The sequence below is a fragment of the Aquiflexum gelatinilyticum genome, assembly GCF_024813435.1.
GTDB classification, from domain to species: Bacteria; Bacteroidota; Bacteroidia; order Cytophagales; family Cyclobacteriaceae; genus Cognataquiflexum; species Cognataquiflexum gelatinilyticum.
Map to the genome: position 1 here is coordinate 14,461 of NZ_JANAEZ010000004.1, position 25,037 is coordinate 39,497.

Here is a 25,037-nt window from a genome sequence, read left to right on the forward strand (position 1 = left end):
TTCTCCTTGGTCAAAACAAATATATACATTGAAGTCAAATATTTCCACTATTGGCCATTATTTGAATATCCCCGTTTTTTTCAAGTACGGCTGTATCCGATCAAACAGAAAGCAAATCAGTTTATACCTTATTTTACAAATTTAAATTCTTGAATAATTATATTGTTGGAATAACAAATCAATCTTATGAGAAGAAATTTAACAAAGGTCTGTACCGGTTTGAGCCTGGCTTTATCCCTGTTTCATTTTTCGGCTGTTAAGGCACAGGAAATAAAACCAACCACAGCCAAAGAAATGAAAGAAGCGGTAATCTTACATCAAGAGATGTTGACCAATTCTCCATTTAGAAACTATCCGGCAAGAAATATCGGTCCTACCAATATGAGCGGAAGGATAGTTGACATTGAAGTGACCAATGATTTCAAAACCTATTTTGTTGCAGCGGCTTCAGGTGGAATTTGGAAAACCAAAGACAACGGACAATCTTTCAAACCAGTTTTTGATCATCAAGGAGCATTAGGAATCGGTGATATGGCCATTTCCCCATCCAATAACGATATCATTTGGATTGGAACTGGAGAGAATAACTCTAGCCGGTCCACCTATGCCGGATCAGGGATTTATAAATCCACAGATGGCGGATCGACTTGGACCTTTATGGGATTGCCGCATTCGCAGCATATAGGGCAGATTCAGATCCATCCAACCAACCCGGATATTGTTTGGGTAGCTTCTATGGGATCTTTGTATTCCAAAAATGAGGAACGTGGAATTTACAAAACCAAAGACGGAGGGAAAACCTGGAAAAAGACACTTTTTATTGACGACAACACAGGGGTTATCGACTTAAAGTTCCATCCCTCCAATCCAAACATCATGTTGGCAGCATCTTGGGAAAGGTTCAGACAAGGTCACGATTTCATCGGAAATGGAAAAGGGTCAGGTATCTGGAGATCCGAAGATGGAGGTGATTCTTGGAAAAAATCAGGTACAGGTTTCCCACAGGATGAATTTGTAGGAAGAATTGGGTTTGACTTCAGTCTCAGCAATCCTTCTGTAGTCTATGCCCTACATGATTATCAAAAAATGCAGGAAAGACCAGCCAGACAAAACCAAAATCAGAACAACGATGATCTGAAATTTGAAAGCTTCAAAACTATGTCTGCATTAGATGTAGAAAGTATTGACAATGATAAACTGAATAAATTTCTAAGAAGCAATCGATTTGCCAATAAATATGATGCGGAAAGTGTCAAGAAACTGGTAAAATCAGGGAAAATCACACCACTTCAGATAGCGGAATATAATGGCTCAGGTCAAGATGCCAATTCGAATCTCTTTAATGCTTCAGTCATAGGCGCTGAAGTTTACCGCTCAGATGATGCGGGTAGTACTTGGAAAAAAGTCAGCGAATCCAATCTTGACAGATTGTATAATTCATATGGATATTACTTTGGTGAAATCAGGGTCAGCACACAAGATGAAAATGAAATGTTTATTTTGGGCGTACCACTTTTGGTTTCAAGGGATGGGGGAAAGAATTTCGCAAGAACAGACACTGTCGGAGATGTTCATTCAGACCATCAGTCCATGTGGATCAACCCCAAAGATTCCAAGCATATTCTATTGGGAACTGACGGTGGTATCTACAGTTCATATGGAGGTGGAGAAAGATGGACCCATCTTAATGACCAATTGACGATCAGTCAGTTTTATTCCATTATGGTAGATGAAAAAACACCCTACAATGTCTATGGAGGTATGCAGGACAATGGTGTTTGGTTTGGTTCCTCCACCAACAAACCCGAAGTGCCTTGGGCCTCACTCATGGGCGGAGATGGAATGGTGGTTGCCGTAGATACCAGATCCAATGATGTGATTTATACTGGATTCCAATTTGGAAATTACTTCAGAATCAATACAGAAACTGAAGAAAGAAAATTGGTTACGCCTGGACATGACATCGGGCGGGCTCCAAATCGATGGAACTGGAGAACGCCTGCTATCCTGAGCAGCCATAATCAGGATATTTTCTATATGGGTTCCCAGTATGTTTACAGAAGTTTGGACAGGGGGGATACTTGGGAGACCATTTCTCCTGATCTGACCAAAAACCAAAAAAGCGGAAATGTTCCTTTTGCCACACTTTCAGTGATTGAAGAATCCCCTCTTGAATTTGGAACTCTCTATGCGGGTTCGGATGATGGAAATATCTGGGTGACCAAAGACCATGGAAATTCTTGGATAGATATATCCAAAGGTTTACCACAAAATAGATGGATCAGCAGCATATCACCTTCTCAACATGCTGAGGGAACTGTTTATGTCACCCTTACAGGTTATAGGTTTGACGAGTTTACCCCATTTGTTTATAAAAGTCAGGACTACGGCAAGACTTGGACACAAATCTCTGCTAATTTGCCAAAAGAGGCTATCAACATCGTCAAAGAAGACCATACCAATCCGAATATTCTTTATCTGGGAACTGACCACGGTCTTTATGTTTCCCTCAACGGCGGAAAAAGTTATGATTTGTTTCAGGGAAATATCCCAAATGTCGCAATCTATGATATGGTGATCCAAAAAAGAGAAAATGACTTGGTAATAGGTTCCCATGGCAGAAGTGTATTCATTGCGGACTTGGACCCACTTCAAAAGCTCGCCCAAAACCCTGCTGCAGAAGCAAGATTGTTGAGTGCCTCTGAAATAAGGTTAAACCAAAGGAGATCACCTTGGGCAGAAGCACCTACGACAAAGCCTAATCAGTCGATAATGTTTTTTGTAAATCAGGCAGGAGAAACAAGCTTCGAAGTGATGAACGAAAATGGAGAGAGTCTGAAATCTTGGTCCGTGGATTCCACAAAAGGAATCAATAGAACAAGTTGGGAATACGGAAATATCGGGAAAGGAAAATATAAAATCCTGATCAAGAAGAATTCAGGAGCCGATGAGTTGGCCTTTGAAATCAAATAAAAAAAGAGGTCCGGAAATCCGGACCTCTTTTTTTTAGAACAATCTAAAACCTGCTGATAAAATGATTTGATTTTGGCGTTGGTCGGTCTGGAATAATGGAGAACTTTTTGAAATCTTGCTCAGGGAACTTTCGTATTTGAGGTCAAAAATCAAATTACCCACATCGAGGCCAATGCCAGCCTGATAGCCAAATGTGGACGTTTTGTAATCCAAATCCAAAGGCACATTCAAGGCATCTTCGATTGTATAATCCACCAGAATCGTCGCTACCGGCCCTGCCTGAACCCTGAAAAAATCGAAAAACTTAAATCCGAACATGAGAGGAATGTCGAACCTGTCAAAATTTGCATCAAATGAAGTTTCGGTATTTCCATTGTCAGTTTTGATCACAGATCCTCCTGTGTTGGTATAAAGGAATTCGGGCTGAACAAAGATGGAACTTCCCCCCATTCTGACAAAAAGTCCCAAATGATAGCCAAATTCATTACTTCCTGATTCAAATTCATCGCCGTTAACGTGAATATTTGCAGATGAAATCCCAGCTTTAGGGCCTATGGAAAAGTCCTGACCATAAACGCCAATACTAAGAATCATCGAAGAAATGAGGAAAATAAGTTTTTTCATTGTCGCAGATGTTTAAGTTCTCGACAATTTAACGAGTAAAAAACAGGAAATTGCAAAAAAAATGATTTTTTATGCTTCGAATAAAAGTCCCGGATAAAACGGTTAAATGATTAATCTTTTGTTTGAAAGTCTAGAATTCCTTAATCGAAAACAGTTTAAAAGTCCTATTAATTTAACCGATGGAATTCCTACTCTAGGCTTTGACAAATGACCAAATTCAATCCAGACAGTAATCATTAACCCCTTAAATGCCGAAAAAACTTGAAAAGGTATATTTGGACCTGAAAAAATTAGGATGCCCTATCTAATACAAACTGATTGGCAATATTATACAACTCAGTATAATCCATCGGTTTTGGCAATAATCGGTCAAATGGAATAACAGTAATACTTCTAAAATAATCGATATCCCCTGCGGTAAATCCGATAATTGGAATCTGTCCGGTCTTATCTCTTTGTTTGATTTCAGCAAGGAGTTCAATACCGTCCATTTCAGGCATCATGATATCAGTGATTACAATATTGATTTCATCATCACCTACAAACAAATCAAGTGCCTCCTGCCCGTTTTGTGCAGTCACAACAGTATTGTTTCTCCTTTCAAATAATTTTTGAAGGATCAGTCTGTTTATAGCATCATCATCGACTACTAAAACTTTCATATGTCAGATCAGGTGACCGGGTGATAAAAACGCTTTGTGGGTAATACCCTTAAATAAGGCTATTTTTTAAACAAAAAGCAAATTTGATTACTCAAAACAAAAAAAGGGCCAAAAAATTGGCCCTTTTAAATTATTTTTTTGAAATGATATCAACCACCTTCTTGTGGGGTTCCAAATACGCCCAATAGGTCTAACAATACCAAAGCAATGACAACAGGACATACCCACTTGATAAAGAATACCCATGTTTTTCTAGCCGCACCCTTAAATCCGGGAGATCCTTGTGCAATTTCATCGGCAAAATCCCCGATTTTCTTCGCCCAACCTGTATACAAACTTAACATCAAACAAATCACCACCACTGCAACAGTACCGAAAGTGAAATCCATGATGTCAAAAAATCCGATTTTGGTATTGCCCAAAAATGATATAGACATGCTGTTGAATATACTTCCTTCGATTGAAGACATAGCGGAAGGTATGGAAAGAGCCATGGCCGCAATCCCGACAATCCAGGCTGCTTTTTTCCTGCTCCACTTTCTGTCATCAATCAAATAGGAAACCGGTACTTCCAACATAGAAATCGTAGAAGTCAAGGCCGCTACCATCAATAAGAGAAAAAAGAGTCCACCTATAATATTCCCGCCAGGCATAGCATCAAAAACCTTTGGCAATACATCAAAAACCAAAGCAGGACCTGCAGCAGGATCTTTTCCAGGAAGCAAAGCAAACAAAGCAGGGAAAACCATCAAACCACCCATCAGGGCCACCGCAGTATCCATTCCTGCTATCCAACCAGAGGAAGCAACAATATTACCGTTTTTGGGAAGATAAGAACCAAAAGTAATCATCAGACCCCAACCTACAGACATGGAAAAGAAAGCCTGTCCCAAAGCCTGAAGCACAACTTTGGAATTAATCTTTGAGAAATCAGGATTCAGGTAATATTCAATACCGGCACTTGCACCTTCAAGGGTGACACTTCTACCCGCAATAAAGACCACAATGATCAGCAAGAGAGGCATCAAAAATTTTGCTGCCTTCTCAATACCACCTGAAATACCGCCCAATACAATTCCGATTGTCATCAAGATAAAGGCAAATGTCAAAGGAATGATATACATCGGGGTTTCTTGGAACTCCTCAAAATCAACTGGGATATTGATTACTTCGGTGAAAATATATCCAAGCGTCCACCCGGCAATCACTGAATAATAACTCAACACAAAAAAACAAACCAAAACGCAAAGGATACCTGCAAGCTGCCAAAATTTATTTCCACCTGTACCTCTGATAGCACCTATGGGGTTTTTACCTGACAATCTCCCCAAAGAAACTTCATTGAGCAAAAGTGGAAGTCCGATAAGCAATACGCAGAGGACATAAACAAATACAAAGGCACCTCCACCATTTTGTCCTGTGAGGTATGGAAACCTCCAAATATTACCCAAACCTACCGCTGAACCGGCAGCAGCCATAATAAACCCAAAACTTGAGCCGAATTGACCCCTACCTGGAGCATCTGTTTTAATCGCCATAGTCTATCAATTACTTGTGATTTGATTAATTTTTTATTTTTAAGAATCGGCTAATTTAAGTTGTTTTGCCAAAATACCAATCCCAGCCAAAAAAGATTTGGGGGAATACCCAAGTTCCTTCTTTGCCTTGTCAATTATAAAACCTGTTCGTGGCGGACGCCTGGCTGGCTGTGTAAAAAGTGTGGAATCCGACTCAGTAATCAAGCTTTTATCAAGTCCGAAATATTCAGCAGTCTGAATCGCCATGTCATATGGCGTCAAAAAATCCGAACCGGAAATATTGAAAATCCCCGTTGCTCCTTTTTTCATGATTAAAATACAGCCTTCCGCAAGGTCTTCTGCCAATGTCGGAGTTCGCCATTGGTCATTCACAACTTTGATATTCTTCCCTTCCTCTAATGATTTTTTGACCCAAAGGATAATATTGGATCTGCTCATGTCCTCGGCAATTCCATATACCAATACTGTCCTGACAATCGCCCAAGGGATTTTTGATTGAACCAAAAGGTTTTCGGCTTCCATTTTTGTAACTCCATAATAATTAACCGGATTGGCTTTAGCTTCCTCTGTGTAAGGCCCATCAGCTCCGTCAAAAATAAAATCCGTGGAAAGGTGGATCAGATGGGTGTTATTATTCTCACAAGCTTCGATCAAATACCTGACTGCCTCCACATTCAAAATCCTGCACCCTTCCATGTCCTTTTCACAGTCATCGACTTGAGTCATCGCCGCGGTATGAATCACTGTGCCAGGATTTGTAATAGAAAAGACTTGCAAAACCTGGTCTCTATCTGTGATGTCTAACTCTACCCAAGAGTAACTTCCTACCCATTTTTTGGGTAATCTTGATGGTCCCTTTCCAGTTGCAATCACCTCTACAGAATCATCTAATCTTAAAAATCCGACTAATTTTTGTCCCAAGAGCCCATTTGCCCCGGTGATCAAAACCTTTTTTTTATTTATTGATTTCATAGACGTAGCCGAATTCTTTGGAGATTTTAGCTTTTGAAATCAATTCCACTGTGACCTTCATATAAATGGGATCAAGTGGTTTACCTCTTTGCCCTGTCTGAACAGATGCAATTTTTTCCATAACATCAAGTCCCTTGATCACTTCCCCAAAGACGGTGTATTCTCCATCCAAATGGGGTGTACCTCCGATTGTGGTGTAGGTTTGTACCTGTTTGGGAGTCATTGGCTCTTCTAAATTCAAATTGTAAAAAGCTTCCAGATTGGCCTTTTCAGAAAGCATCCTTTGTCTAAGACTGTCAAACTGTTGAGCTTCATAGAGTCTGGCATATTCCTCTTTCAAGGCTACGTTACTGCCCAATTGAATATACTTGAAATAGGTCTCCGACAAAAGCTCCATGTCTGTCACTAATTCATCAGGGGCGTAGGTTTTTCCTTGAACAATATAAAACTGCGAACCGCTAGATCTCTTTTCAGGATTAACCTTGTCATCCATCCTCGCAGCGGCTATCATCCCCTTTTTATGGATCAATCCGGGAACAATTTCCGCCTCTATTGTCGGCCAAGTATTTGCAGGAAGTTTCTCTTTGGTAAATACATCTCCTCCCTGAATCATAAAATCTTTGATGATCCTGTGAAATTCTGTTGAATCAAACCTTCCCGCTTCGGCCAATTCAATAAAATTTTGCTTGTGTTTTGGCGTCTCATCAAACAAAACCGCGTACATGTCACCGTGCTTTGTTTGTATTTTGATGACATAATCCTTTTCGACCGAACAGGAAAAAAGTGCCAAAACCAATAATACAACAGGAATAAAACTTAATCTTTTCATTTTTTCAGATCTGATTTAATTTGTTTCAATATCTCATCGCCTCCACTTTCCAATACCAATTTGGCCAATTCCTTTCCCAACTCTTCAGCCTGAGATGATGGGCCCGACACTTGGTGAATAATCCTTTTGAAACCATCTAGGGAAACAATTCCTCCTTTGAGAAGAAGTTTGTTTGCCTCATTTTCTGCCAGAGCAAAAACCGGTATACTGCAACCGCCTTCCAAAACCCTCAGGTATGCCCTTTCTGCAAGTAATCTATAGCCTGTAGCTTCATGGTGACAGGCTTCAATGATTTTTGACTTGAGCATGGGGTCTAGGTTTACAGAAGACTCTATCGCCACAGAACCCTGACCCACAGCCGGGGTGAATTCATCCAATGAAAGTTCATGGCGGATCATGTTGTTGTAGCCCATCCTGTGTGCCCCTGCATACGCAAGCAACAAGGCATCACAAAGTCCCGCTTCCATTTTGGCGATCCTTGTCTGAAGATTTCCCCTTACCTCAACGGTTTTGATGTGGGGATAAAAATGCTTCAGTGTGGCCACTCGCCTTGTAGAGGATGTTCCCAAAAGCAGGGGTTTGTCAGGGTTTGTATAGTCGATATCTGTCTGATGGCTTAGTATGATGTCATTTTCTTTTTCCCTTTCGGTAAAAGCGATGATTTCAAATCCATCGGGCAACTTGGACTGCATGTCTTTGGCACTGTGGACGGCAATATCGATGGCTCCGGTGGTAAGTTGCTCCTCCAACTCCTCCGTAAAAACTCCTTTGCTTCCGATTTTGGCAATGGAGACATCCAAGATTTTATCGCCTTTGGTATCAATTTGGACGATCTCAGTTTCAAGTCCTTTTGCTTTGAGAAGGTCAGCGATGTGATACGCCTGCCAAAGGGCTAATTTACTTCCCCTAGTGCCTATCCGGATCGGTTTGTTCATTCTTTTTTTTCTTTTTATTAATTCTCTTCTCTACAGATTCTTCTATGAACTTAACAATCTCTCCGGCGATATTCACTCCAGTGGCCTGCTCAATTCCTTCCAATCCGGGAGAGCTGTTTACTTCCAATATCAAAGGTCCTCTCTCGGACTGCAACATATCCACCCCAGCAATGTCCAAACCAAGGGCTTTTGCTGCGCCAAGGGCAGCGGCTTTTTCTTCCTTGGTCAATTTGATAACTGTAGCCACACCCCCCCTATGTAAGTTGGATCGGAATTCACCTTCTGCGCCTTGCCTTTTCATTGCCCCCACTACTTTGCCGTTGACGACAAATGCCCGGATATCAGCTCCTTTTGCTTCTTTAATAAATTCCTGCACGATGATCCTTGCTTTCAACCCATGAAAAGCTTCAATGACTGACTGTCCGGCTTTTTTGGTTTCGGCAAGGACCACACCTAATCCTTGTGTTCCTTCCAACAACTTGATGATTAGCGGTGCCCCACCCACCCTTTCGATCAGGGCTTTTTCACCTCCTTTGGAAAAATTGGTAAATGCCGTCTTTGGCATCCCTAGACCTGCTTTGGACAAGATCTGAAGACTTCTGAGCTTGTCCCGACTTCTGACAATCGCCTGAGAATCCACCGCAGAAAATACCCCCATCAACTCAAACTGACGGACTACGGCTGTTCCATAAAAGGTGACCGAAGCTCCGATTCTTGGGATAATTGCATCGACACCTTCCAGTTTTTCACCTTTGTAGATGATATAAGGCCCCTCCTGCTCAATGATCAGATCGCAAAGGGAATGGTCCACGACCAAAGCCTCATGCCCGGCAGTCCTGATGGCTTCTATCAACCTTTTGGTAGAAAAAAGGTGTGGATTTCTGGAAAGTATTGCAATCTTCATTTTTGTGATTTCTTTGACAGGTTAATAGAATCTACGTCCACTAAAAATCTCCCTCTTAACAATTTCCTTCCAATCAATATCGGAATCCTCATTTTTGACCTGTCTGTAAGGGTAAATTCGGCATCAAATTCCTCCCCAAACATAACGACTTTTGTATTCACTTTGTACCTGACTTCTGCCTGACCAAAGGAATTCTTTACTACCTTTTCAGTAAAATCTTCAGTCCGAATCACTTTGCTTTTATATTTTTTGTGGTTTGGGGAAAGAACTTTGAAATATAGTACCGGAATAGAATTTTCGATTTTCTCCTCTGCGAATTCACAATGGATCGAGGAGGTATAGGCACCGGTGTCAATTTTGGCATTGACATTTTTCAAACCCCATATTGGGATGTAAATTTTTTCCCTTCTACCGATTGTCTTTTTCATAGTCAGGCTGTTTGGGCAGGTCTCATGATCCTAGCTATCCGGAATGACAGATCAGCAAAAAGTATCCGGACATTGGCGTTTCTTTCTATATGGTAATGAGTCTCATTCAAAGCCTGATAGATCGCCATAAGCTTTTCCTCATCGAGGACATGTACACCGAGGTTATGTATAAATTCACGGTCAGATTCAATACTGCGCATCAATTCCCCCAATTGTGACTTGTCCAGCATCACTTCTCTCATCACATTGATCCCGCTGAGAAGGAGGGATTTTTGGGCTTCTTTGTCTTTGGAACTGAATATTTCAACAAATTCCAACATCTCGTTGACATTCACAGAATAGCAGGAACGGAACCAATCCCTGACCAACCGCGTAAATTCATCACCTACCTGATCCACCATCCTGTAAGCCTCCCGCATATTCCCATCTGCCAAAGGTGCTATCTGCATGGCTGTTTCCCTTGAAATCTTATGCTCCTGTATCAAGTGCTGCATCACTTCTTCATCAGTAAATGCCCTGATCATGATCTTTTGGGTTCGGGAAAGAATGGTCGTCAACAATTGCTCAGGATGGGAAGTCACGAGAATAAAAAGTGTCTTGGCAGGCGGTTCCTCCAATATTTTCAAAAGGGAATTTGCAGATTGGGCATTCAGATATTCCGAAGACCAGATCAGCATGATCTTGTACCCGCCTTCAAATGATTTGAGCGAAATTGTTTTGATGATCTGCTTTGCAGCTGCTTTAGAAATGTTGAGCTGCTTTTTCTCAAAGTTATTCTTGTAAATCCAGTCAGAAACATTCCCAAAAGGAGTCTCTATTGCAAAACCTCTGAATGAGGATGGGAAGTCGGTCTTTTTTCCTTTATTTTCCTCATCCTCGTCTTCCTTACTTTCCCCCACCAATGGAAACACGAAGTTCATATCCGGATGGACAAGCCGGGACATTTTTTGGCAGGAAGGGCAGGTCCCACAGGAATCATTGTCACCGGGTTGTTGGCAAAGCGAATAGGTCGCCAATGCTATTGCCATCTTGAGATTTGCAGAACCCTCCGGCCCATGAAACAACAGGGCATGCGCCAAATGGTTATTTTTGACAGCTTGGACAATTTTCTCCTTTACTTCTTCCAATCCTGGAATAGATGAAAACAGCATATTTTTATCAGGCTTCTTTGTCCCAAATACGGTAATGTCTTGTCAAATCGAAAACCTTTTGGATAATTTCTTTTTCGGTTTGGTTGTATTCCATTCCCCTTCTTTTCATTACCGCAATGGCCGTTTCTTCAAATTTTCTCACCTGAAAAGTGCTGAACCCGGAAGCGCCGCCCCAAGAAAATGATGGAATAAAATTTCTCGGAAAACCGTCGCCAAAAACATTGGCCCCGACACCGACGACCGTCCCGGTGTTAAACATCGTATTGATGCCTGCCTTGGCATGGTCTCCCATCATCAGGCCGCAAAATTGCAAGCCGGTATTGGTAAATCCGCCTTTGATATAATCCCAGATTTTGACTTCTGCGTAGTTGTTTTTTAGGTTGGAAGTGTTGGTGTCGGCACCGAGGTTACACCATTCGCCGATCACGGCATTGCCGAGAAATCCCTCATGTCCTTTGTTGCTGTAGCCAAAAAGAACCGCATTTGAGATTTCTCCCCCAACTTTTGAAAAAGGCCCCACAGTCGTATCTCCCCTCATTTTGGCTCCCATATTCACCGTAGAACCTTCGCAAAGCGCAAATGGACCTCTGATCAGCGAACCTTCCTGCACTTCGGCGTTCTTCCCGATATAGATCGGCCCGCCTTCGGCATTGAGGACAGCGGCTTTGATTTTTGCTCCGGGTTCAATAAAAACCTGAGAAGCATTATATACTATGGTATGAGGATCTTCCAAAGGTTCCGACCGTCTGCCTGCAGTGATCATCTCATAATCTTTTCTGATCTCAGCAGCATTGACCTGAAAAATATGCCATGATTTTTGGATGGCCGTGACCGTTCCTTCGTATTGGATTTTGGTCAAAGATTTTGCCTGATCTGGATGAAAGGAACCCGGTTTTTCTGAAAAGGCAGCAACCAAAAGGTTATTGGACCAAAGTGACTCGGTGCTTTTCAGTTGGTGGATGGCTGACCAAAGCATCTGATCCGGGCAAACTGCTCCGTTGACCATCAAAGCAGCACCTTCTTTTTTGGGAAACTTTACAGAAAGGTAATCCTGCGTCAAAAACCCCGGTTGGTAGCCTGAGTATTTTTCCCATTTCTCCGAAATCTTCAAAATCCCCACCCGGATATCCCCGATAGGCCTGGTAAAAGTAAATGGCAACAAAGAACCCCGGATGGCAGGGTCATCGAATAGAATCAGATTGTCCATGGTACAAAAATAAAAAAGTCTCCCGGAAAACCGATTCCGGGAGACCTTTACCTGCTAGCAGGCTGGTAAAATTATTTCTTTGCGTATCTCTTGTTGAACTTGTCAACACGACCTGCTGTATCCAACATCATCTTCTTACCTGTGTAAAAAGGGTGTGAGTTAGAGCTTACTTCGACTTTATATACCGGATAAGTGTTACCATCTTCCCATACGATCGTCTCAGAAGTCTGGATGGTGGATTTGGTGATGAACTTATATTCGCTTGAAGTATCGTAAAATACGACATCTCTGTAATTAGGATGAATGTCTTTTTTCATTGTATTGCTATTTATCTTTTTATCGCTTTTCCGAAATGAGGCACAAAGTTATTTCTTTTTTGAAATGTATCCAAATCTTGTTTGGTAATAATTTGACGGGTGAAGGAATTAAGTATCTCGCAAAGGCGCAAGGGCGCAAAGAGTATGGGGAATTTGGTTGTAATTGTTGTAGTTGTTGTAATGGTTAGGTGTTAGGTTGTCAAGTTATCTGGTTGTCAAGTTTTCGGATTCCGTCACCCTGAGGTACGAAGGGTCTCTTGTCTCTCGGTCCTTGGCTTTGAATTTTGGGTTTGTTGAAGAAAAAAATATCACGCAAAGACGCAGGGACGCAAAGAAGGTGAAAGAGATTTTTAGGGATTTTGGTTAAAATCGTTGTAGTTGTTGTAATGGTTGGGTTGTCAGGTTATCAAGTTATCTGGTTGTCAAGTTTTCGGATTCCGTCACCCTGAGGTACGAAGGGTCTCTTGTCTCTCTATATTTGGGTTTGAATTTTGGGTTTGTTGAAGAAAAAGAATCACGCAAAGACGCAGGGACGCAAAGGGTTTGGGGATTTTGGTTATAATCGTTGTAGTTGTTGTAATGGTTGGGTTGTCAGGTTGTCAAGTTATCTGGTTGTCAAGTTTTCGGATTCCGTCACCCTGAGGTATCAACATTTTGTAAATGTTTAGAAAAGGAATGACGGTTGTTGTTGCGTCATCTTGAATCCGAGGTACAGCCTGTCCCGTTTTTTTCGGGAAGGATGAAAGATCTCACTCTATATCAGTAATATAAAGACTCTTCGCTTCTCTAAGAGTGACGACCTAAATGATCACATAAATGGTAGGAACGAAAGCTTCTCGTCTCTCGCTTCTCGCCTCTCGCCTCTTTCCTCTCATTTCCCCCGTCCCTCCAAAGGAATCCCAAACGAAATGAAATTGGTTATTGGCGGGTTGGAGAAGGTATTTCTGCTTAACGGAACTGCTGCTGCTCCAAAATTATACCTGTCCAAGGCTGACCTGGTGTGGTTTCTAGCACTCCTTTTGACTTGACCGGAGACAATGCTCAGTCCGAGGCTGGTAAAAACCAATGGCAGCAGGATATCATTAGGGGTGGAAGATTGAAACTGTGGAGAAATGAAATACCATGTAAACACCAACTGAAGGCCTAATCTTGTCAAATCCAAAGCATTGGCGAAGGTCTGTTTTCGGATTGCTTTTTCGTAGTCCGCATACATGTCGGGCCTGTTTTCCATCAGGGTTCTGATTTGCGCTTTATTCAGCATATTTGGACCGTCATAGATGTTGATTTTTTGGCCGATCAGGTTTCCTTCAATTTTCATTTTCAGGTAATGCGATCCTAACCTGTCCTTATCTATCACATAATTGTAAGATTCTAGAATATTGGACAGGTGCATTTTGGCATTGCGCTCCATGCCTCCACCAACACTTTCCAAAACCTCCCCACCAAGTGTCACCAAGAAGAAAGTGGTATAATTTTCTTGACTCAATTCAGTGGTAAATAAGTAAGCCATTGTACCCAAACTAACAGCTCGTCCTGCAAAATAAAGTGCAGAACCGATTCGTAATTTGGAAATGTTTGCAGTAAAATCCTGTGCATCCCCGGGCAGGATTTCGAGGTAAGCACGGACTTCCTGAGGCTTGGCTTTTTGGCCATTGATAAAGTAAACCGGTTGGTTTAAGAAATTTTCCCTGAAGGTGATAAAAGGATAATCAGCGTATTTGTTTTCCTGATAAAAGGGCGAACGCTTATCTTGAGCTTGGGCGGAATGGATGGAAAGAAAACAAATACACAACAAATTTACGGCTAATGAAAAATTAAAAACTCGGGGCCTTTTCATAAATAGACTGGTTTATGGTATAAAGTCTTTCCCATCTAAATGAAATAGAACTTTTCTTTAGAGCTAAAGATACTTTAGGATTATTAAAACTCAAACTATATCCGTAGCCATTATTCAAAAGGATGTTATGGGCCTGAAATATCACCAGTCCCATTTCAAAAAAGAGTATAACAAATCAGTTGATAATCCGAGAATAATTTTTTAACCCCCATAAAAAGTTTTCTTTCTGAGAAAGAAAGACATCCCATCCTTTGAAAACCTGATCCTCTCCTTCCATTTTCCGCCGTTTTTTTTAGCTTTACACCATTATAGCATCACCCCTATGAAAAAAATATTCCTTTTGACTTTTTGTCTTGCTGCTTTTTTTACCCTTGATGTTTTTGGCCAAGGTGCCTATGTTCCTTTCAACCGGGATTATTACCATATGCTGGAGCGGTACGAAATCCTGGACGGCAAAAACAACCCGAGTTTTCATACAGGCTTCAAACCTTACAGGAGAGACCATGTTGCGGCTTTTCTGGATTCACTTTCTGAGGCTGATATTTCCCGCTCCAAAGCTGACAAGTTCAACTTCAACTACCTGAGCAACGACAATTGGGAATTCATCAGCGGAGAAACTGAAGCCTCCAAAAAACCATTTCTGAAGCACCTTTACACCAAACCTGCCGACTTTTACCATTACCGTGATTCGGTGGTAGACATCCACATCAATCCGGTTTTATACCTTGCTGCAGGATTTGAGCCCGGGATAGATGAGATGCGCTTCCGCAATTCCCGGGGAATCGAAATCAGGGGAAGCATAGACAGAAAGGTCGCTTTCTATACTTTTATGACTTCCACACAGACTATTTTTCCTTCTTGGGTCAAGAACTTTGCCGAACACAGCGGTGCAATACCGGGAGAAGGATTTTGGAAAAGGTACAATGAAACCGGCTATGGCTTCTTTTCGGCACGGGCACATTTGAGTTTCAATGTCACGAGGCACATCGAAGCCCAATTTGGTCAGGACCGGAACTTTACAGGAGAAGGTTACCGTTCTATGATCCTTTCGGATTTTTCCAACCCCTACCTGTTTTTCAAGCTGAATACTAAAATCTGGCGATTTCAGTTGACCAACCTTTGGGCACAGCAGACTGCGGACATCTTTTTTGACAATCAGGGCCGGCCAACAGACAAAATCCGCTATCCCAAAAAATGGTTTGCCATGCACCGACTTGGTGTCAATCTGGGGAAAAAGCTCAACATCGGTATATTTGAATCCATCATGTCTGACCAATTTGACTGGAACTACCTCAATCCAATTATCTTTTACCGGTGGGTAGAGCATCAGGGCGGTTCACCTGACAAGCTGATGCTTGGCACGGATCTCAAATGGAACATGACCCGTGGCATGCAGCTTTACGGACAGTTTGCCTTGAATGAATTTGTCTTTACCGAATTTTTTGAATTGGAGGGTGAAAATTCTTCCCGAAACAAACATGGGATACAGGTGGGTTATAAATACATCGATGTGCTAAAAATCCCAAATCTCGACCTGCAACTTGAATACAATCAGGCAAGACCTTATACCTATCAGGAAAAAAGGCCTTACCAGTCCTTTTCCAACTACAGGACACCACTCACTCACCCACTTGGTGCCAACTTCAAGGAGGCCATTGGCATCATCAGGTATCAGCCCGAGTTTCTGCCGCGTCTCTTTGCCACATTTACTGGCCTGTACCAATTCTATGGCGATGATCCTTCACCGGAAGTGAACTTTGGCAAAGATGTGCTGAAAAACCGCACCGTAACCAATACAGGAAAAGGCCTCTATGGTCACTATATCGGTCAGGGCGTTGAAAATACTGTGATCATGGGCAACCTGAACCTGAGCTATATGGTCAAGCAAAATGTATTTTTGGACCTGAGTCATAGCTACAGAAAGCGAACCGCCGAAGACCTTTCCAGCCCGGAGTCAACCAATTTTACCCAGTTTTCGATCAGGGTGAATATGGTGAGGAATGATTTTAATTTTTAGGATTGGTTATTGAGTTAATGGTTATTTGGTTATTTGGTTAATGGTTATTTGGTTAATGGTTATTTGGTTAATGGTTAATGGTTAATGGTTAACGGTTATTTGGTTATTGGGGTGAAATTGGATTTTCAGGAATTCAACAGAAAACAAAAACCTATTTTTATTCCGTAACTTGCGCCCCTAATCCGTAAAAGCATTTCATGAATACTTACCTCCGTATTTTGTCTTATGCCCGGCCTTACCGCAGGTATTTTCCGATATACGTCCTATATACACTCTTGGCCATCATTTTTGGCCTGATGAATTTCACTTTGCTGAAGCCTTTGTTTGATGTCATCTTCGAGCAGGCACCGCAGGCGGACATAAGCAAATACCTCAGCAAGCCTGATTTTTCGTTCTCTATTGACTATTTTCTGACCCTTTTCAATTACTATTTCCATCAGATCTCAGAGGCTTATGGCAAGTTTGGGACTTTGGTCTATGTCTGTATCATCATCGTTATTTCTGTTTTTCTTGCCAACCTTTTCACTTACCTCTCCGGAGTAGTTTTGGCAAAGGTCCGAGCAGAAGTCATCAAGAAAATGAGGATGTCGATTTTTGAGCAGGTGTCAAGGATGCACATCGGGTACTTTTCCAATGAGAGAAAAGGCGACCTGATGTCCAAGATGACCAACGACATCCAAGAGGTGGAAAACAGCATTGTCCAATCTCTCAGGGTCGTCTTCAAAGAACCGGTAACCATTATCCTGTACTTTGCAGTGTTGTTTTTCATGTCAGTTAAACTGACTTTGTTTACGATATTGGTGATTCCGATTTCCGGGGCAATTATCGGCGGGATTACACGAAGACTGAAAAAAAAGGCAGTCGAAAGCCAGGAATCACTTGGAAGGATTGTCAATATATTGGATGAAACCATAGGTGGCATGCGCGTCATCAAAGCATTTGGTGCACAGAAATACATCAGAAGCAAGTTTGATGGGGAGACTGATTATTACTCCGATGTGAATATTTCAATGGCCAAGAAAAACGAATTGGCTTCGCCGATTTCCCAGTTTCTCGGTGTATCAGTAGTAGCTGGAATCCTGGTATATGGAGGAAGCTTAGTCCTGAATAATAGCTCTGACCTTAGCGCCTCTGATTTCATCACCTACATCATCATCTTTACGCAGGTACTTAATCCTGCCAAGGAAATCTCCCGGGCGGCAAGCAGCATACAAAGGGGTTTGGCCTCTGCCGACAGGATCTTCAAAGTAGTCGATACGCCTAGCGAAATCAAGAATTCAGAGAATCCCATTATTGTCGACACCTTTACCGATGCTGTACAATTTCACCATGTTTCTTTCAGCTATGAAAAGGAAAAGGTGTTGGATAATATTTCTTTTACTCTCCAAAAAGGAAAGACCATTGCTTTGGTAGGTCCTTCCGGTGGAGGAAAATCAACGATTGCAGATTTGGTTCCAAGATTCTATGACCCGACAGAGGGGAAAGTCACTTTGGATGGGGTGGATTTGAAAGCCATAGAAATCAATTCTCTGATCAAACAGATGGGAATCGTGACGCAGGAATCGATACTGTTCAACGATTCTGTATTCAACAATATCGCCTTTGGGCTTGAAGGAATATCCGAGGAGAAAGTCATCGAAGCTGCCAAGATTGCCAATGCCCATGAATTTATCGTCGAATTGGAAAACGGTTACCAGACTTCTATCGGAGAGCGTGGTTCAAAGCTTTCAGGTGGTCAGAGGCAGCGACTCAGCATTGCGCGTGCGGTATTGAAAAACCCTCCGATCCTGATATTGGATGAGGCGACTTCGGCTTTGGATTCGCAGTCAGAGAAACTGGTACAGGAAGCCCTAACCAATCTGATGGCCAACCGTACAACATTGGTAATCGCCCACAGACTCAGTACCATCCAACATGCAGATGAAATCCTTGTGATCAAAAAAGGGCAGATCGTGCAGCGTGGAACCCATCAAGAACTCATTTTGGAAGAAGGATTATATAAGAAACTTTCTACAATGCAGTCAGTTTAATAAATTTGGAATAACTTAAATTCAGCAATCATATGAAACAAATAGATAAAATCTCGCACCTTGTTACCACTCTCTATTTTGCGATAGCGTTGGTCATTTTCCTGTTATTTGACAAGATTAAAGGCATCTTAAAAATCGAGGAACTGACCCCGACTTTGGTAGTCAATTTTCTCCTGATTGGATTATTGCTTTTCTTGATTTCTTGGGGCACCAGTACAATGGCAAAAAACAACTTGGAAGCAGAACTTTCAAAAAAAGAAACAGAGAAAAATGAACTGAAAGCAAAACTCTATGACTTTGAACAAGGCATAAAGCTTAAAAACATTGAGAAGAAATTAGATAGCATAGAAGAAGAAAGAGAGGCCTCAGTGCTTCGCAAAAGACAAAATTTTAAATAACTAAAGGATATTTGCAGTAAATAGCTAATTTAGGAAACCCAATAGGTTTCCTTTTTTTATTGCCTTAATTTTAATACAATGGTCGCAAAAACTTTTGGATGTGCTGTTTCGGGTGTTGATGCCAAAGTCATCACCATAGAGGTCAATGTCGGACAAGGAACGAGCTTTTTTATGGTAGGATTACCTGACTCAGCTGTAAAGGAAAGTCAGCAGCGTGTCGAATCTGCGCTCAAATACTTCGGTTATCGCATGCCAAGGCAAAAAATGGTAGTCAACCTCGCTCCCGCTGATATCAGAAAAGAAGGTTCAGCTTATGACCTTCCCATCGCTTTGGGGATTATGAAAGCTTCCGAACAAGTGCTTTTTCCTGAATTGGAAAGCTATATCATCATGGGTGAACTCTCACTTGACGGCAACTTGAGACCCATTAAAGGAGCTTTACCGATTGCGATTGAAGCAAGAAAACAAGGATTCAAAGGGTTTATCCTCCCTGTAGAAAATGCTTCAGAAGCTTCCATAGTGAATAAACTTGACGTCATTGGAGTCAATACCTTGGAAGAGGCAATCAAATTTCTTGAAGGTGAATTGGAAATTGAACCCTTGGTAACTGATACAAGGGATATATTTTATAATTCTCTGGAGCAATATGAGTTTGATTTTGCAGATGTGCAGGGACAGGAAAACATCAAAAGGGCGATGGAAATCGCAGCGACCGGCGGGCACAATGTCATCATGATCGGACCTCCCGGTGCAGGAAAAACCATGCTTGCCAAAAGACTTCCCTCTATCCTCCCACCGCTTTCCTTACAAGAAGCTTTGGAGACTACCAAAATACATTCCGTAGCCGGAAAACTTGGAAAGCACGCTTCTTTGATTGCCAACAGGCCTTTTAGATCTCCACACCACACCATCAGTGATGTCGCTTTGGTCGGCGGTGGAGGCAATCCCCAACCAGGAGAAATATCCCTTTCACATAACGGAGTATTATTTTTGGATGAATTGCCGGAGTTCAAGCGTACTGTGTTGGAAGTGATGCGTCAGCCTTTGGAAGAAAGGAAAGTGACGATTTCACGGGCGAAGGTCTCAGTAGAGTTTCCAGCCAATTTTATGCTGATCGCAAGTATGAATCCATGCCCCTGTGGCTATTATAACCACCCCGAAAAGGAATGTGTCTGCGGTCCCGGAATTGTGCAACGTTACCTGAACAAAATCAGCGGCCCGCTTTTGGACAGGATAGACCTGCACGTGGAAGTCACACCGGTACGGTTTGAAGAAATGACCTCCACCCGAAAAACGGAAAACAGCAAATCCATTAGAGAGCGCGTTATCATTGGCAGGGAAGTTCAGATTGAGCGCTTCAAAAACAACCCTGAAGTATATTGCAATGCCATGATGCCGTCACACCTGGTCAAAGAAGTCTGTCAGATCAATGAGGCAGGCAAAGCACTTCTTAAAACAGCCATGGAAAGACTTGGTCTTTCGGCAAGAGCATATGATAGGATCCTGAAAGTATCCCGAACTATTGCTGACCTTAATCAAAGTGAAACCATCAAAGTTGAGCACCTTGCCGAAGCAATCCAGTACAGAAGTCTGGATAGAGAGGGTTGGGCAGGTTAATCTATTGCCAAATTAAGTTTTGGTAAAATTTCGATGAATAAGAAAATAATGGATTAAAAATTTCACGAATTAAAAAAATTTTATTTTATTTACTAAGCATACGAAACAGTTGTGTTGGTCGCCCTTTTTTAGCTTACCGTTTCAAAAATATAAAGGCTGTCCTGAACAGCCTTTATTCTTGTAAGGCCTGACTCAAATCCTCCAATAAATCATCCAAATGTTCCAAACCCACTGACATTCTAATCAGATTTGAGGGTGTTTTAGAATCCGGTCCTTCGACCGCCGCTCTTCTTTCGACCAAGCTTTCTACTCCTCCGAGGCTTGTGGCGTTGGTGAAATATCTCAACTTTGAAATTACCCTGTCTGCCTCTGCTGCACCGCCTTTGACCATAAAAGAAAGCATCCCACCAAAACCTGACATTTGAGAAGCGGCGACTTGATGGTTTTTGTGAGATTTCAATCCAGGGTAGCAAACTTCCTCCACATTGGGATGGCTGTAAAGAAATTCGGCAATAATGCCCGCATGTTCCGCATGGCCTTTCATCCGGTAAGCCAGGGTTTTGATGCTTCTGACCAGAAGGTAGGTATCAAATGGAGAAGGGACTGCCCCTCCAACATGTTGGATCATTTTGATTCTTTGCCAAAAATCATCTGCTTTTTTGCAAATCAAAGCGCCACCCAAAATATCACTGTGTCCTCCAAGGTATTTGGTGGTGCTGTGCATGACGATGTCTGCCCCGAGAAGGATTGGATTTTGAAAAACAGGTGTTGCAAAAGTATTGTCGCAGGCCACTTTCGCCCCGATTTCTTTTGCTATTGCCACAAGTGCACGGATGTCTGTAATTTTGAGCAAAGGATTGGAAGGGGTTTCGATCCAAAGGAGTTTGGTATTGGGTTTAATAGCTGCCCTGACCATTTCCAGGTCTGCCAGATCCACAAAACTTACCTCCACAATTCCTTTCAATATCTCCACCAACTGACGGTGGATTCCATGGTACATGTCGTCCGGTGCAATGATATGGCTTCCCGGTTCCAAAGCCTGAAAAACTGCCAAAGCAGCAGCATTTCCTGACGAAAAAGCAGCCGCATCTTCGCCATGTTCCAGTTTGGCCAATACATTTTCCAAAGCCATCCTGTTGGGATTGTTAGCCCTGGAATAGATCACGGAACCTTCATGGTGTACAAAAGTGGTAGAAGTCGTGATCGGTTGCACAGCAGGTTGCTGGGAATCCGTGATGATGTTTCCGGCGTGTATGGCTAGTGTTTCGAGTCTCATGGCTGTTTTTTTTCAAACTTAGTATTTATAAAAACAAAAGCCAGCGAAATCAACCGCCGGCTTTTGTATGATTATGTATATGGTAATTTTACCTGATCCTATCCACAGACCTGACGAGCATTTCGTCCTTTCGAATAAACCTATTTGCAAGCAGGTTACAGATCATTCCTCCGAAAATCGCCCAAAACCCGGTCACAAAAGCACCGTTGACCTCGGGATTGATGAGGGCATTGGCTGTGTGAGTGGTCCAAATAATGAGTCCGACATTGACCACCATCACAAAAGAATTGACCATATTGAGAAACATCTGCTTGGTTCTGTTTTTGTATTGCATCAAGCTGAAAATTGCAATCCCTGCAGAAATGACGGCAAGAATGCCAATAAAAATCTTGGAGGAAGTATCCACAGGTTCCTGACTCGCAACATCTAATGTCGTCAGATTCCAGGCAGTGAGGGTCATCAATTGCGTCTGACTTGGGTTGACTTGCTGCCAGATCGGGAAGGAAATTACCAATATCATGGCTACTGCCACGAGAAACAGGAATATGGTCTGTATGCGTTGTATCATTTTGATTTTAAATTTTGACAAAGAAACGGGGTAATTTTTTGAATCGCAAGGTTTGTATAAAAGGTGGTTTTTATTTGCCTCCGAATAATATCTTTGCACAGTAAAATGGAAATCCAAAGGTATTTTATAGAATTCGCTTACCGCGGGACACATTATCATGGCTGGCAATTCCAGAAAAACGCCCATTCTGTGCAGGCAGAAATGGAAAAAGCGCTTTCTGTGATTTTGAAACAGCCTTCATACCTTACCGGAAGTGGAAGGACGGATACAGGTGTACATGCTTCTCAGCAGTTTGCGCATTTTGATACTGATTTAAACCTTGACCAAGAGGATTTTGTCAAACGCATCAATGGCGTCCTTCCAAAAGACATTGCGGTATATTCTTTGCTTAAAGTGAAAAATGATGCCCATGCCAGATTTGATGCAAGGTGGAGAAGCTACCTTTATCGCATTACTTTGCGCAAAGACCCATTCGAAGAAGAAAGTGCTTGGTTGGTATACCACAAGCCCTGCATTGACAAAATGAATGAAGCCGCAAAATTGCTTTTGGACCATGAAGATTTTCAATGCTTTTCGAAAGTCCATACCGATGTCAACCACTTTAATTGTAAAATAAAAGAAGCGTATTGGGAACAAAATGACCATCAATTGCTCTTTCATATAACTGCCAACAGATTTTTGCGTGGAATGGTGAGGGCGATTGTAGGGACTTTGGTCCAAGTGGGTTTAGGCAGATTGGATTGTGGGCGGTTTCAAGAAATTTTGGACAGTAAAGACCGGAGTCAGGCAAAATCTGCTTCTCCTGCCCAAGGTCTATACCTTTGCAGGGTTGTTTATCACGAAGATATATTTATTTAAATACTGAAATATTTTGAGCCTGGAAAAAGAAAATATCAAAAGTGGTGACATCATTGACGCCCAGGTATTAAAGAAACTATACGAGTTTGTCAAGCCATACCAAGGCCGCTTTTATTTTTTGGTGTTCCTTACCATCGCCATGGCAGTATTGGCACCGACAAGGCCGTATTTTATCCAGATAGCCATCGATGATTATGTGGCTATTGGGGATAGTGAAGGATTGCTGAATATCATCTACCTGTTGATTGTGCTGCTTTTGCTGCAATCTTTGGTACAGTTTGCGCATACTTACCTTTCAGGATGGATCGGGCAGGTGATTATCAAGGACATCAGGATCAAACTTTACCGTCATTTGCTTAAAATGAGGTTGAAGTTTTTTGACAATACACCGATAGGCAGATTGGTGACAAGGAATGTATCCGATGTAGAAACTCTTGCTGATGTTTTCAGTGAAGGCTTGGCAGCCATTATCGGGGATTTGCTGCAATTGATTACCATTCTGGCTGTGATGTTTTATGTGGATTGGAAACTGACCTTGGTGAGTTTGAGTACTTTGCCACTCCTGATTATTTCCACCTATATTTTCAAAGAGAAAATCAAAGTAGCCTTCAATGACGTCAGAAATGCCGTATCCAACCTGAATTCGTTTTTGCAGGAGCATATCACAGGCATGAATATTGTTCAGATTTTTAATAGAGAAAAAAGGGAATACGATAAATTTAAAGAGATCAACAAAGAACATAGAGTAGCGCATGTCAAGTCGGTCTTGTATTATTCGATCTACTATCCTGTCGCTGAAATCATACAGGCGATCGGTACAGGTGTAGTGGTGTGGTATGGCGCAACGGGGGTATTTGACATGGAAATCCAAATCGGGATCCTGATCTCCTTTATTATGTACCTGCAGCTTTTCTTCAGACCAATAAGGATGATTGCAGATAGGTTCAATACCCTGCAGATGGGGGTAGTAAGTTCCTCCAGGATTTTAAAACTACTTGAAAGCGATGACCAAATCCCGAATGAAGGAAAGTTCAAGCCAGAAAAAATTGAGGGAAACATCAAATTAGAGAACGTTTGGTTTGCGTATAACGACGAAGAATGGGTTTTGAAAAATATCAATTTTGAAGTAAAACACGGGGAAACAGTCGCCATGGTCGGGGCCACCGGAGCTGGAAAATCTTCCATCATCAACCTGATCAACCGCTTCTACGATATTAACAAGGGCAAAATAACACTTGACGGCACTGACATCAAGGAATATGAACTAGGTACTTTGCGAAAACATATAGGCGTGGTATTGCAGGATGTTTTCCTTTTCTCAGATACGATATTGAATAACATTACCCTTGGGAATCCTGAGATTACGAGGGAGGAAGTTATGAAAGCCGCCAAATTGGTAGGTGCAAAGAAGTTTATTGAAAGACTTCCCGGAGGTCTGGATTACAATGTCATGGAACGGGGCGCCACACTTTCAGTTGGTCAGCGACAACTGATATCATTTGTAAGGGCAATCGTCTACAATCCTGAAATCATCATCTTGGATGAGGCTACCTCCTCGGTGGATACCGAAACTGAGGAAATGATACAAAAGGCCATTTCTAAAATGATGAAAGGCAGGACGTCCATTGTAATTGCCCACAGGCTTTCGACCATCCAAAAAGCGGATAAAATCATGGTTCTTCACCAAGGTGAGATCAAGGAAACCGGAACCCATGAGTCGCTCTTGGAATTGGGAGGCTACTACTCCAAACTCCATCAGATGCAGTTGAAGTCGATGGCGATTGGTTAGAAGTTGGGAGGTAGGAAGTTGAGAAGTTGAAAAGTTAGGAAGGTGGGAATCAAAAAATGGTCCGATGTCCGGTGACGGATGGTTTGGGCAAAAGGTAAGATTCCGGA

General features: G+C 42.0%; 21 protein-coding genes. 7 read left to right on the plus strand and 14 right to left on the minus strand.

Annotated elements, in window-relative coordinates; translation table 11 throughout:
* Positions 1 to 186: 186 nt before the first annotated feature.
* Positions 187 to 2,973 carry a VPS10 domain-containing protein gene (locus tag NK987_RS10500; protein ID WP_259263807.1) on the plus strand — a complete coding sequence of 929 codons (2,787 nt, stop codon included), beginning with the start codon at positions 187 to 189 and terminating at the stop codon, positions 2,971 to 2,973.
* A gap of 33 nt (positions 2,974 to 3,006) precedes the next feature.
* On the opposite strand, the gene NK987_RS10505 is transcribed toward NK987_RS10500, so the two are convergent.
* From NK987_RS10505 to NK987_RS10560, 12 genes are all read right to left on the minus strand, one after another.
* Positions 3,007 to 3,597 carry a PorT family protein gene (locus NK987_RS10505; protein ID WP_259263808.1) on the minus strand — a complete coding sequence of 197 codons (591 nt, stop codon included), beginning with the start codon at positions 3,595 to 3,597 and terminating at the stop codon, positions 3,007 to 3,009.
* A 290-nt stretch (positions 3,598 to 3,887) separates the two neighbouring features.
* The gene (locus NK987_RS10510) at positions 3,888 to 4,259 is read right to left on the minus strand and encodes a response regulator (protein ID WP_258425143.1); all 372 of its coding nucleotides are present in this window, start codon (positions 4,257 to 4,259) and stop codon (positions 3,888 to 3,890) included.
* Between the two features lie 149 nt (positions 4,260 to 4,408).
* Positions 4,409 to 5,797, minus strand: coding sequence for a sodium-dependent transporter (locus NK987_RS10515; RefSeq protein ID WP_259263809.1), 1,389 nt, complete (start codon positions 5,795 to 5,797; stop codon positions 4,409 to 4,411).
* 39 nt (positions 5,798 to 5,836) lie between these two features.
* Positions 5,837 to 6,769, minus strand: a complete 933-nt coding sequence (locus NK987_RS10520; protein WP_259263810.1) for an SDR family oxidoreductase — start codon at positions 6,767 to 6,769, stop codon at positions 5,837 to 5,839.
* Positions 6,753 to 7,598 (minus strand): peptidylprolyl isomerase, encoded by an 846-nt coding sequence (locus NK987_RS10525; RefSeq protein WP_259263811.1) that lies wholly within the window; start codon positions 7,596 to 7,598, stop codon positions 6,753 to 6,755. The genes NK987_RS10520 and NK987_RS10525 overlap by 17 nt, the downstream gene beginning before the upstream one ends.
* Entirely contained in the window at positions 7,595 to 8,533 is a 939-nt protein-coding gene (gene hemC / locus NK987_RS10530; protein WP_259263812.1) for a hydroxymethylbilane synthase, read from the minus strand. Before hemC ends, NK987_RS10525 begins: the two co-directional genes overlap by 4 nt.
* A complete protein-coding gene (gene rimK, locus NK987_RS10535) occupies positions 8,505 to 9,437 on the minus strand; it encodes a 30S ribosomal protein S6--L-glutamate ligase (RefSeq protein ID WP_258425148.1) in 933 nt (310 codons plus the stop codon). The genes hemC and rimK overlap by 29 nt, the downstream gene beginning before the upstream one ends.
* On the minus strand, positions 9,434 to 9,865 hold the full coding sequence (locus NK987_RS10540; protein WP_259263813.1) for an ATP-dependent zinc protease family protein: 432 nt from the start codon (positions 9,863 to 9,865) through the stop codon (positions 9,434 to 9,436). The genes rimK and NK987_RS10540 overlap by 4 nt, the downstream gene beginning before the upstream one ends.
* 2 nt (positions 9,866 to 9,867) lie before the next feature.
* A complete protein-coding gene (locus NK987_RS10545) occupies positions 9,868 to 11,016 on the minus strand; it encodes a DNA polymerase III subunit (RefSeq protein ID WP_259263814.1) in 1,149 nt (382 codons plus the stop codon).
* A 7-nt stretch (positions 11,017 to 11,023) separates the two neighbouring features.
* Positions 11,024 to 12,223: a GlmU family protein gene (locus tag NK987_RS10550; RefSeq protein ID WP_259263815.1), complete on the minus strand. Its 1,200-nt coding sequence runs from the start codon at positions 12,221 to 12,223 to the stop codon at positions 11,024 to 11,026.
* Between the two features lie 71 nt (positions 12,224 to 12,294).
* Positions 12,295 to 12,540: a type B 50S ribosomal protein L31 gene (locus NK987_RS10555; RefSeq protein ID WP_113924979.1), complete on the minus strand. Its 246-nt coding sequence runs from the start codon at positions 12,538 to 12,540 to the stop codon at positions 12,295 to 12,297.
* Between the two features lie 871 nt (positions 12,541 to 13,411).
* Positions 13,412 to 14,377: a hypothetical protein gene (locus NK987_RS10560; RefSeq protein ID WP_259263816.1), complete on the minus strand. Its 966-nt coding sequence runs from the start codon at positions 14,375 to 14,377 to the stop codon at positions 13,412 to 13,414.
* 322 nt (positions 14,378 to 14,699) lie between these two features.
* On the opposite strand from NK987_RS10560, the gene NK987_RS10565 reads away from it, so the two are divergent.
* From NK987_RS10565 to NK987_RS10580, 4 genes are all read left to right on the plus strand, one after another.
* Positions 14,700 to 16,394 (plus strand): hypothetical protein, encoded by a 1,695-nt coding sequence (locus NK987_RS10565; RefSeq protein WP_259263817.1) that lies wholly within the window; start codon positions 14,700 to 14,702, stop codon positions 16,392 to 16,394.
* A gap of 197 nt (positions 16,395 to 16,591) precedes the next feature.
* Positions 16,592 to 18,424 (plus strand): ABC transporter ATP-binding protein, encoded by a 1,833-nt coding sequence (locus NK987_RS10570; protein ID WP_259263818.1) that lies wholly within the window; start codon positions 16,592 to 16,594, stop codon positions 18,422 to 18,424.
* Positions 18,425 to 18,456: 32 nt separating this feature from the next.
* Positions 18,457 to 18,822 (plus strand): hypothetical protein, encoded by a 366-nt coding sequence (locus NK987_RS10575; RefSeq protein ID WP_259263819.1) that lies wholly within the window; start codon positions 18,457 to 18,459, stop codon positions 18,820 to 18,822.
* Positions 18,823 to 18,900: 78 nt separating this feature from the next.
* Positions 18,901 to 20,439, plus strand: coding sequence for a YifB family Mg chelatase-like AAA ATPase (locus NK987_RS10580; RefSeq protein WP_259263820.1), 1,539 nt, complete (start codon positions 18,901 to 18,903; stop codon positions 20,437 to 20,439).
* Positions 20,440 to 20,611: 172 nt separating this feature from the next.
* Here the strand turns inward: NK987_RS10580 and NK987_RS10585 are convergent, their stop codons facing one another.
* Entirely contained in the window at positions 20,612 to 21,715 is a 1,104-nt protein-coding gene (locus NK987_RS10585; protein WP_259263821.1) for a trans-sulfuration enzyme family protein, read from the minus strand.
* An 88-nt stretch (positions 21,716 to 21,803) separates the two neighbouring features.
* Entirely contained in the window at positions 21,804 to 22,283 is a 480-nt protein-coding gene (locus tag NK987_RS10590; protein ID WP_259263822.1) for a DUF4293 domain-containing protein, read from the minus strand.
* Positions 22,284 to 22,388: 105 nt separating this feature from the next.
* On the opposite strand from NK987_RS10590, the gene truA reads away from it, so the two are divergent.
* Together truA and NK987_RS10600 are read left to right on the plus strand one after the other, a co-directional pair.
* Positions 22,389 to 23,141, plus strand: a complete 753-nt coding sequence (gene truA / locus NK987_RS10595; RefSeq protein ID WP_259263823.1) for a tRNA pseudouridine(38-40) synthase TruA — start codon at positions 22,389 to 22,391, stop codon at positions 23,139 to 23,141.
* A 13-nt stretch (positions 23,142 to 23,154) separates the two neighbouring features.
* Entirely contained in the window at positions 23,155 to 24,930 is a 1,776-nt protein-coding gene (locus tag NK987_RS10600; RefSeq protein WP_259263824.1) for an ABC transporter ATP-binding protein, read from the plus strand.
* Positions 24,931 to 25,037 lie beyond the last annotated feature (107 nt).

What these genes read in the sequence shown, in the direction of transcription:
- NK987_RS10500 (WP_259263807.1), top strand. Translation starts at nt 187, where the DNA reads ATGAGAAGAAATTTAACAAAGGTCTGTACCGGTTTGAGCCTGGCTTTA.
- NK987_RS10505 (WP_259263808.1), bottom strand. Translation starts at nt 3,597, where the DNA reads ATGAAAAAACTTATTTTCCTCATTTCTTCGATGATTCTTAGTATTGGC.
- NK987_RS10510 (WP_258425143.1), bottom strand. Translation starts at nt 4,259, where the DNA reads ATGAAAGTTTTAGTAGTCGATGATGATGCTATAAACAGACTGATCCTT.
- NK987_RS10515 (WP_259263809.1), bottom strand. Translation starts at nt 5,797, where the DNA reads ATGGCGATTAAAACAGATGCTCCAGGTAGGGGTCAATTCGGCTCAAGT.
- NK987_RS10520 (WP_259263810.1), bottom strand. Translation starts at nt 6,769, where the DNA reads ATGAAATCAATAAATAAAAAAAAGGTTTTGATCACCGGGGCAAATGGG.
- NK987_RS10525 (WP_259263811.1), bottom strand. Translation starts at nt 7,598, where the DNA reads ATGAAAAGATTAAGTTTTATTCCTGTTGTATTATTGGTTTTGGCACTT.
- hemC (WP_259263812.1), bottom strand. Translation starts at nt 8,533, where the DNA reads ATGAACAAACCGATCCGGATAGGCACTAGGGGAAGTAAATTAGCCCTT.
- rimK (WP_258425148.1), bottom strand. Translation starts at nt 9,437, where the DNA reads ATGAAGATTGCAATACTTTCCAGAAATCCACACCTTTTTTCTACCAAA.
- NK987_RS10540 (WP_259263813.1), bottom strand. Translation starts at nt 9,865, where the DNA reads ATGAAAAAGACAATCGGTAGAAGGGAAAAAATTTACATCCCAATATGG.
- NK987_RS10545 (WP_259263814.1), bottom strand. Translation starts at nt 11,016, where the DNA reads ATGCTGTTTTCATCTATTCCAGGATTGGAAGAAGTAAAGGAGAAAATT.
- NK987_RS10550 (WP_259263815.1), bottom strand. Translation starts at nt 12,223, where the DNA reads ATGGACAATCTGATTCTATTCGATGACCCTGCCATCCGGGGTTCTTTG.
- NK987_RS10555 (WP_113924979.1), bottom strand. Translation starts at nt 12,540, where the DNA reads ATGAAAAAAGACATTCATCCTAATTACAGAGATGTCGTATTTTACGAT.
- NK987_RS10560 (WP_259263816.1), bottom strand. Translation starts at nt 14,377, where the DNA reads ATGAAAAGGCCCCGAGTTTTTAATTTTTCATTAGCCGTAAATTTGTTG.
- NK987_RS10565 (WP_259263817.1), top strand. Translation starts at nt 14,700, where the DNA reads ATGAAAAAAATATTCCTTTTGACTTTTTGTCTTGCTGCTTTTTTTACC.
- NK987_RS10570 (WP_259263818.1), top strand. Translation starts at nt 16,592, where the DNA reads ATGAATACTTACCTCCGTATTTTGTCTTATGCCCGGCCTTACCGCAGG.
- NK987_RS10575 (WP_259263819.1), top strand. Translation starts at nt 18,457, where the DNA reads ATGAAACAAATAGATAAAATCTCGCACCTTGTTACCACTCTCTATTTT.
- NK987_RS10580 (WP_259263820.1), top strand. Translation starts at nt 18,901, where the DNA reads ATGGTCGCAAAAACTTTTGGATGTGCTGTTTCGGGTGTTGATGCCAAA.
- NK987_RS10585 (WP_259263821.1), bottom strand. Translation starts at nt 21,715, where the DNA reads ATGAGACTCGAAACACTAGCCATACACGCCGGAAACATCATCACGGAT.
- NK987_RS10590 (WP_259263822.1), bottom strand. Translation starts at nt 22,283, where the DNA reads ATGATACAACGCATACAGACCATATTCCTGTTTCTCGTGGCAGTAGCC.
- truA (WP_259263823.1), top strand. Translation starts at nt 22,389, where the DNA reads ATGGAAATCCAAAGGTATTTTATAGAATTCGCTTACCGCGGGACACAT.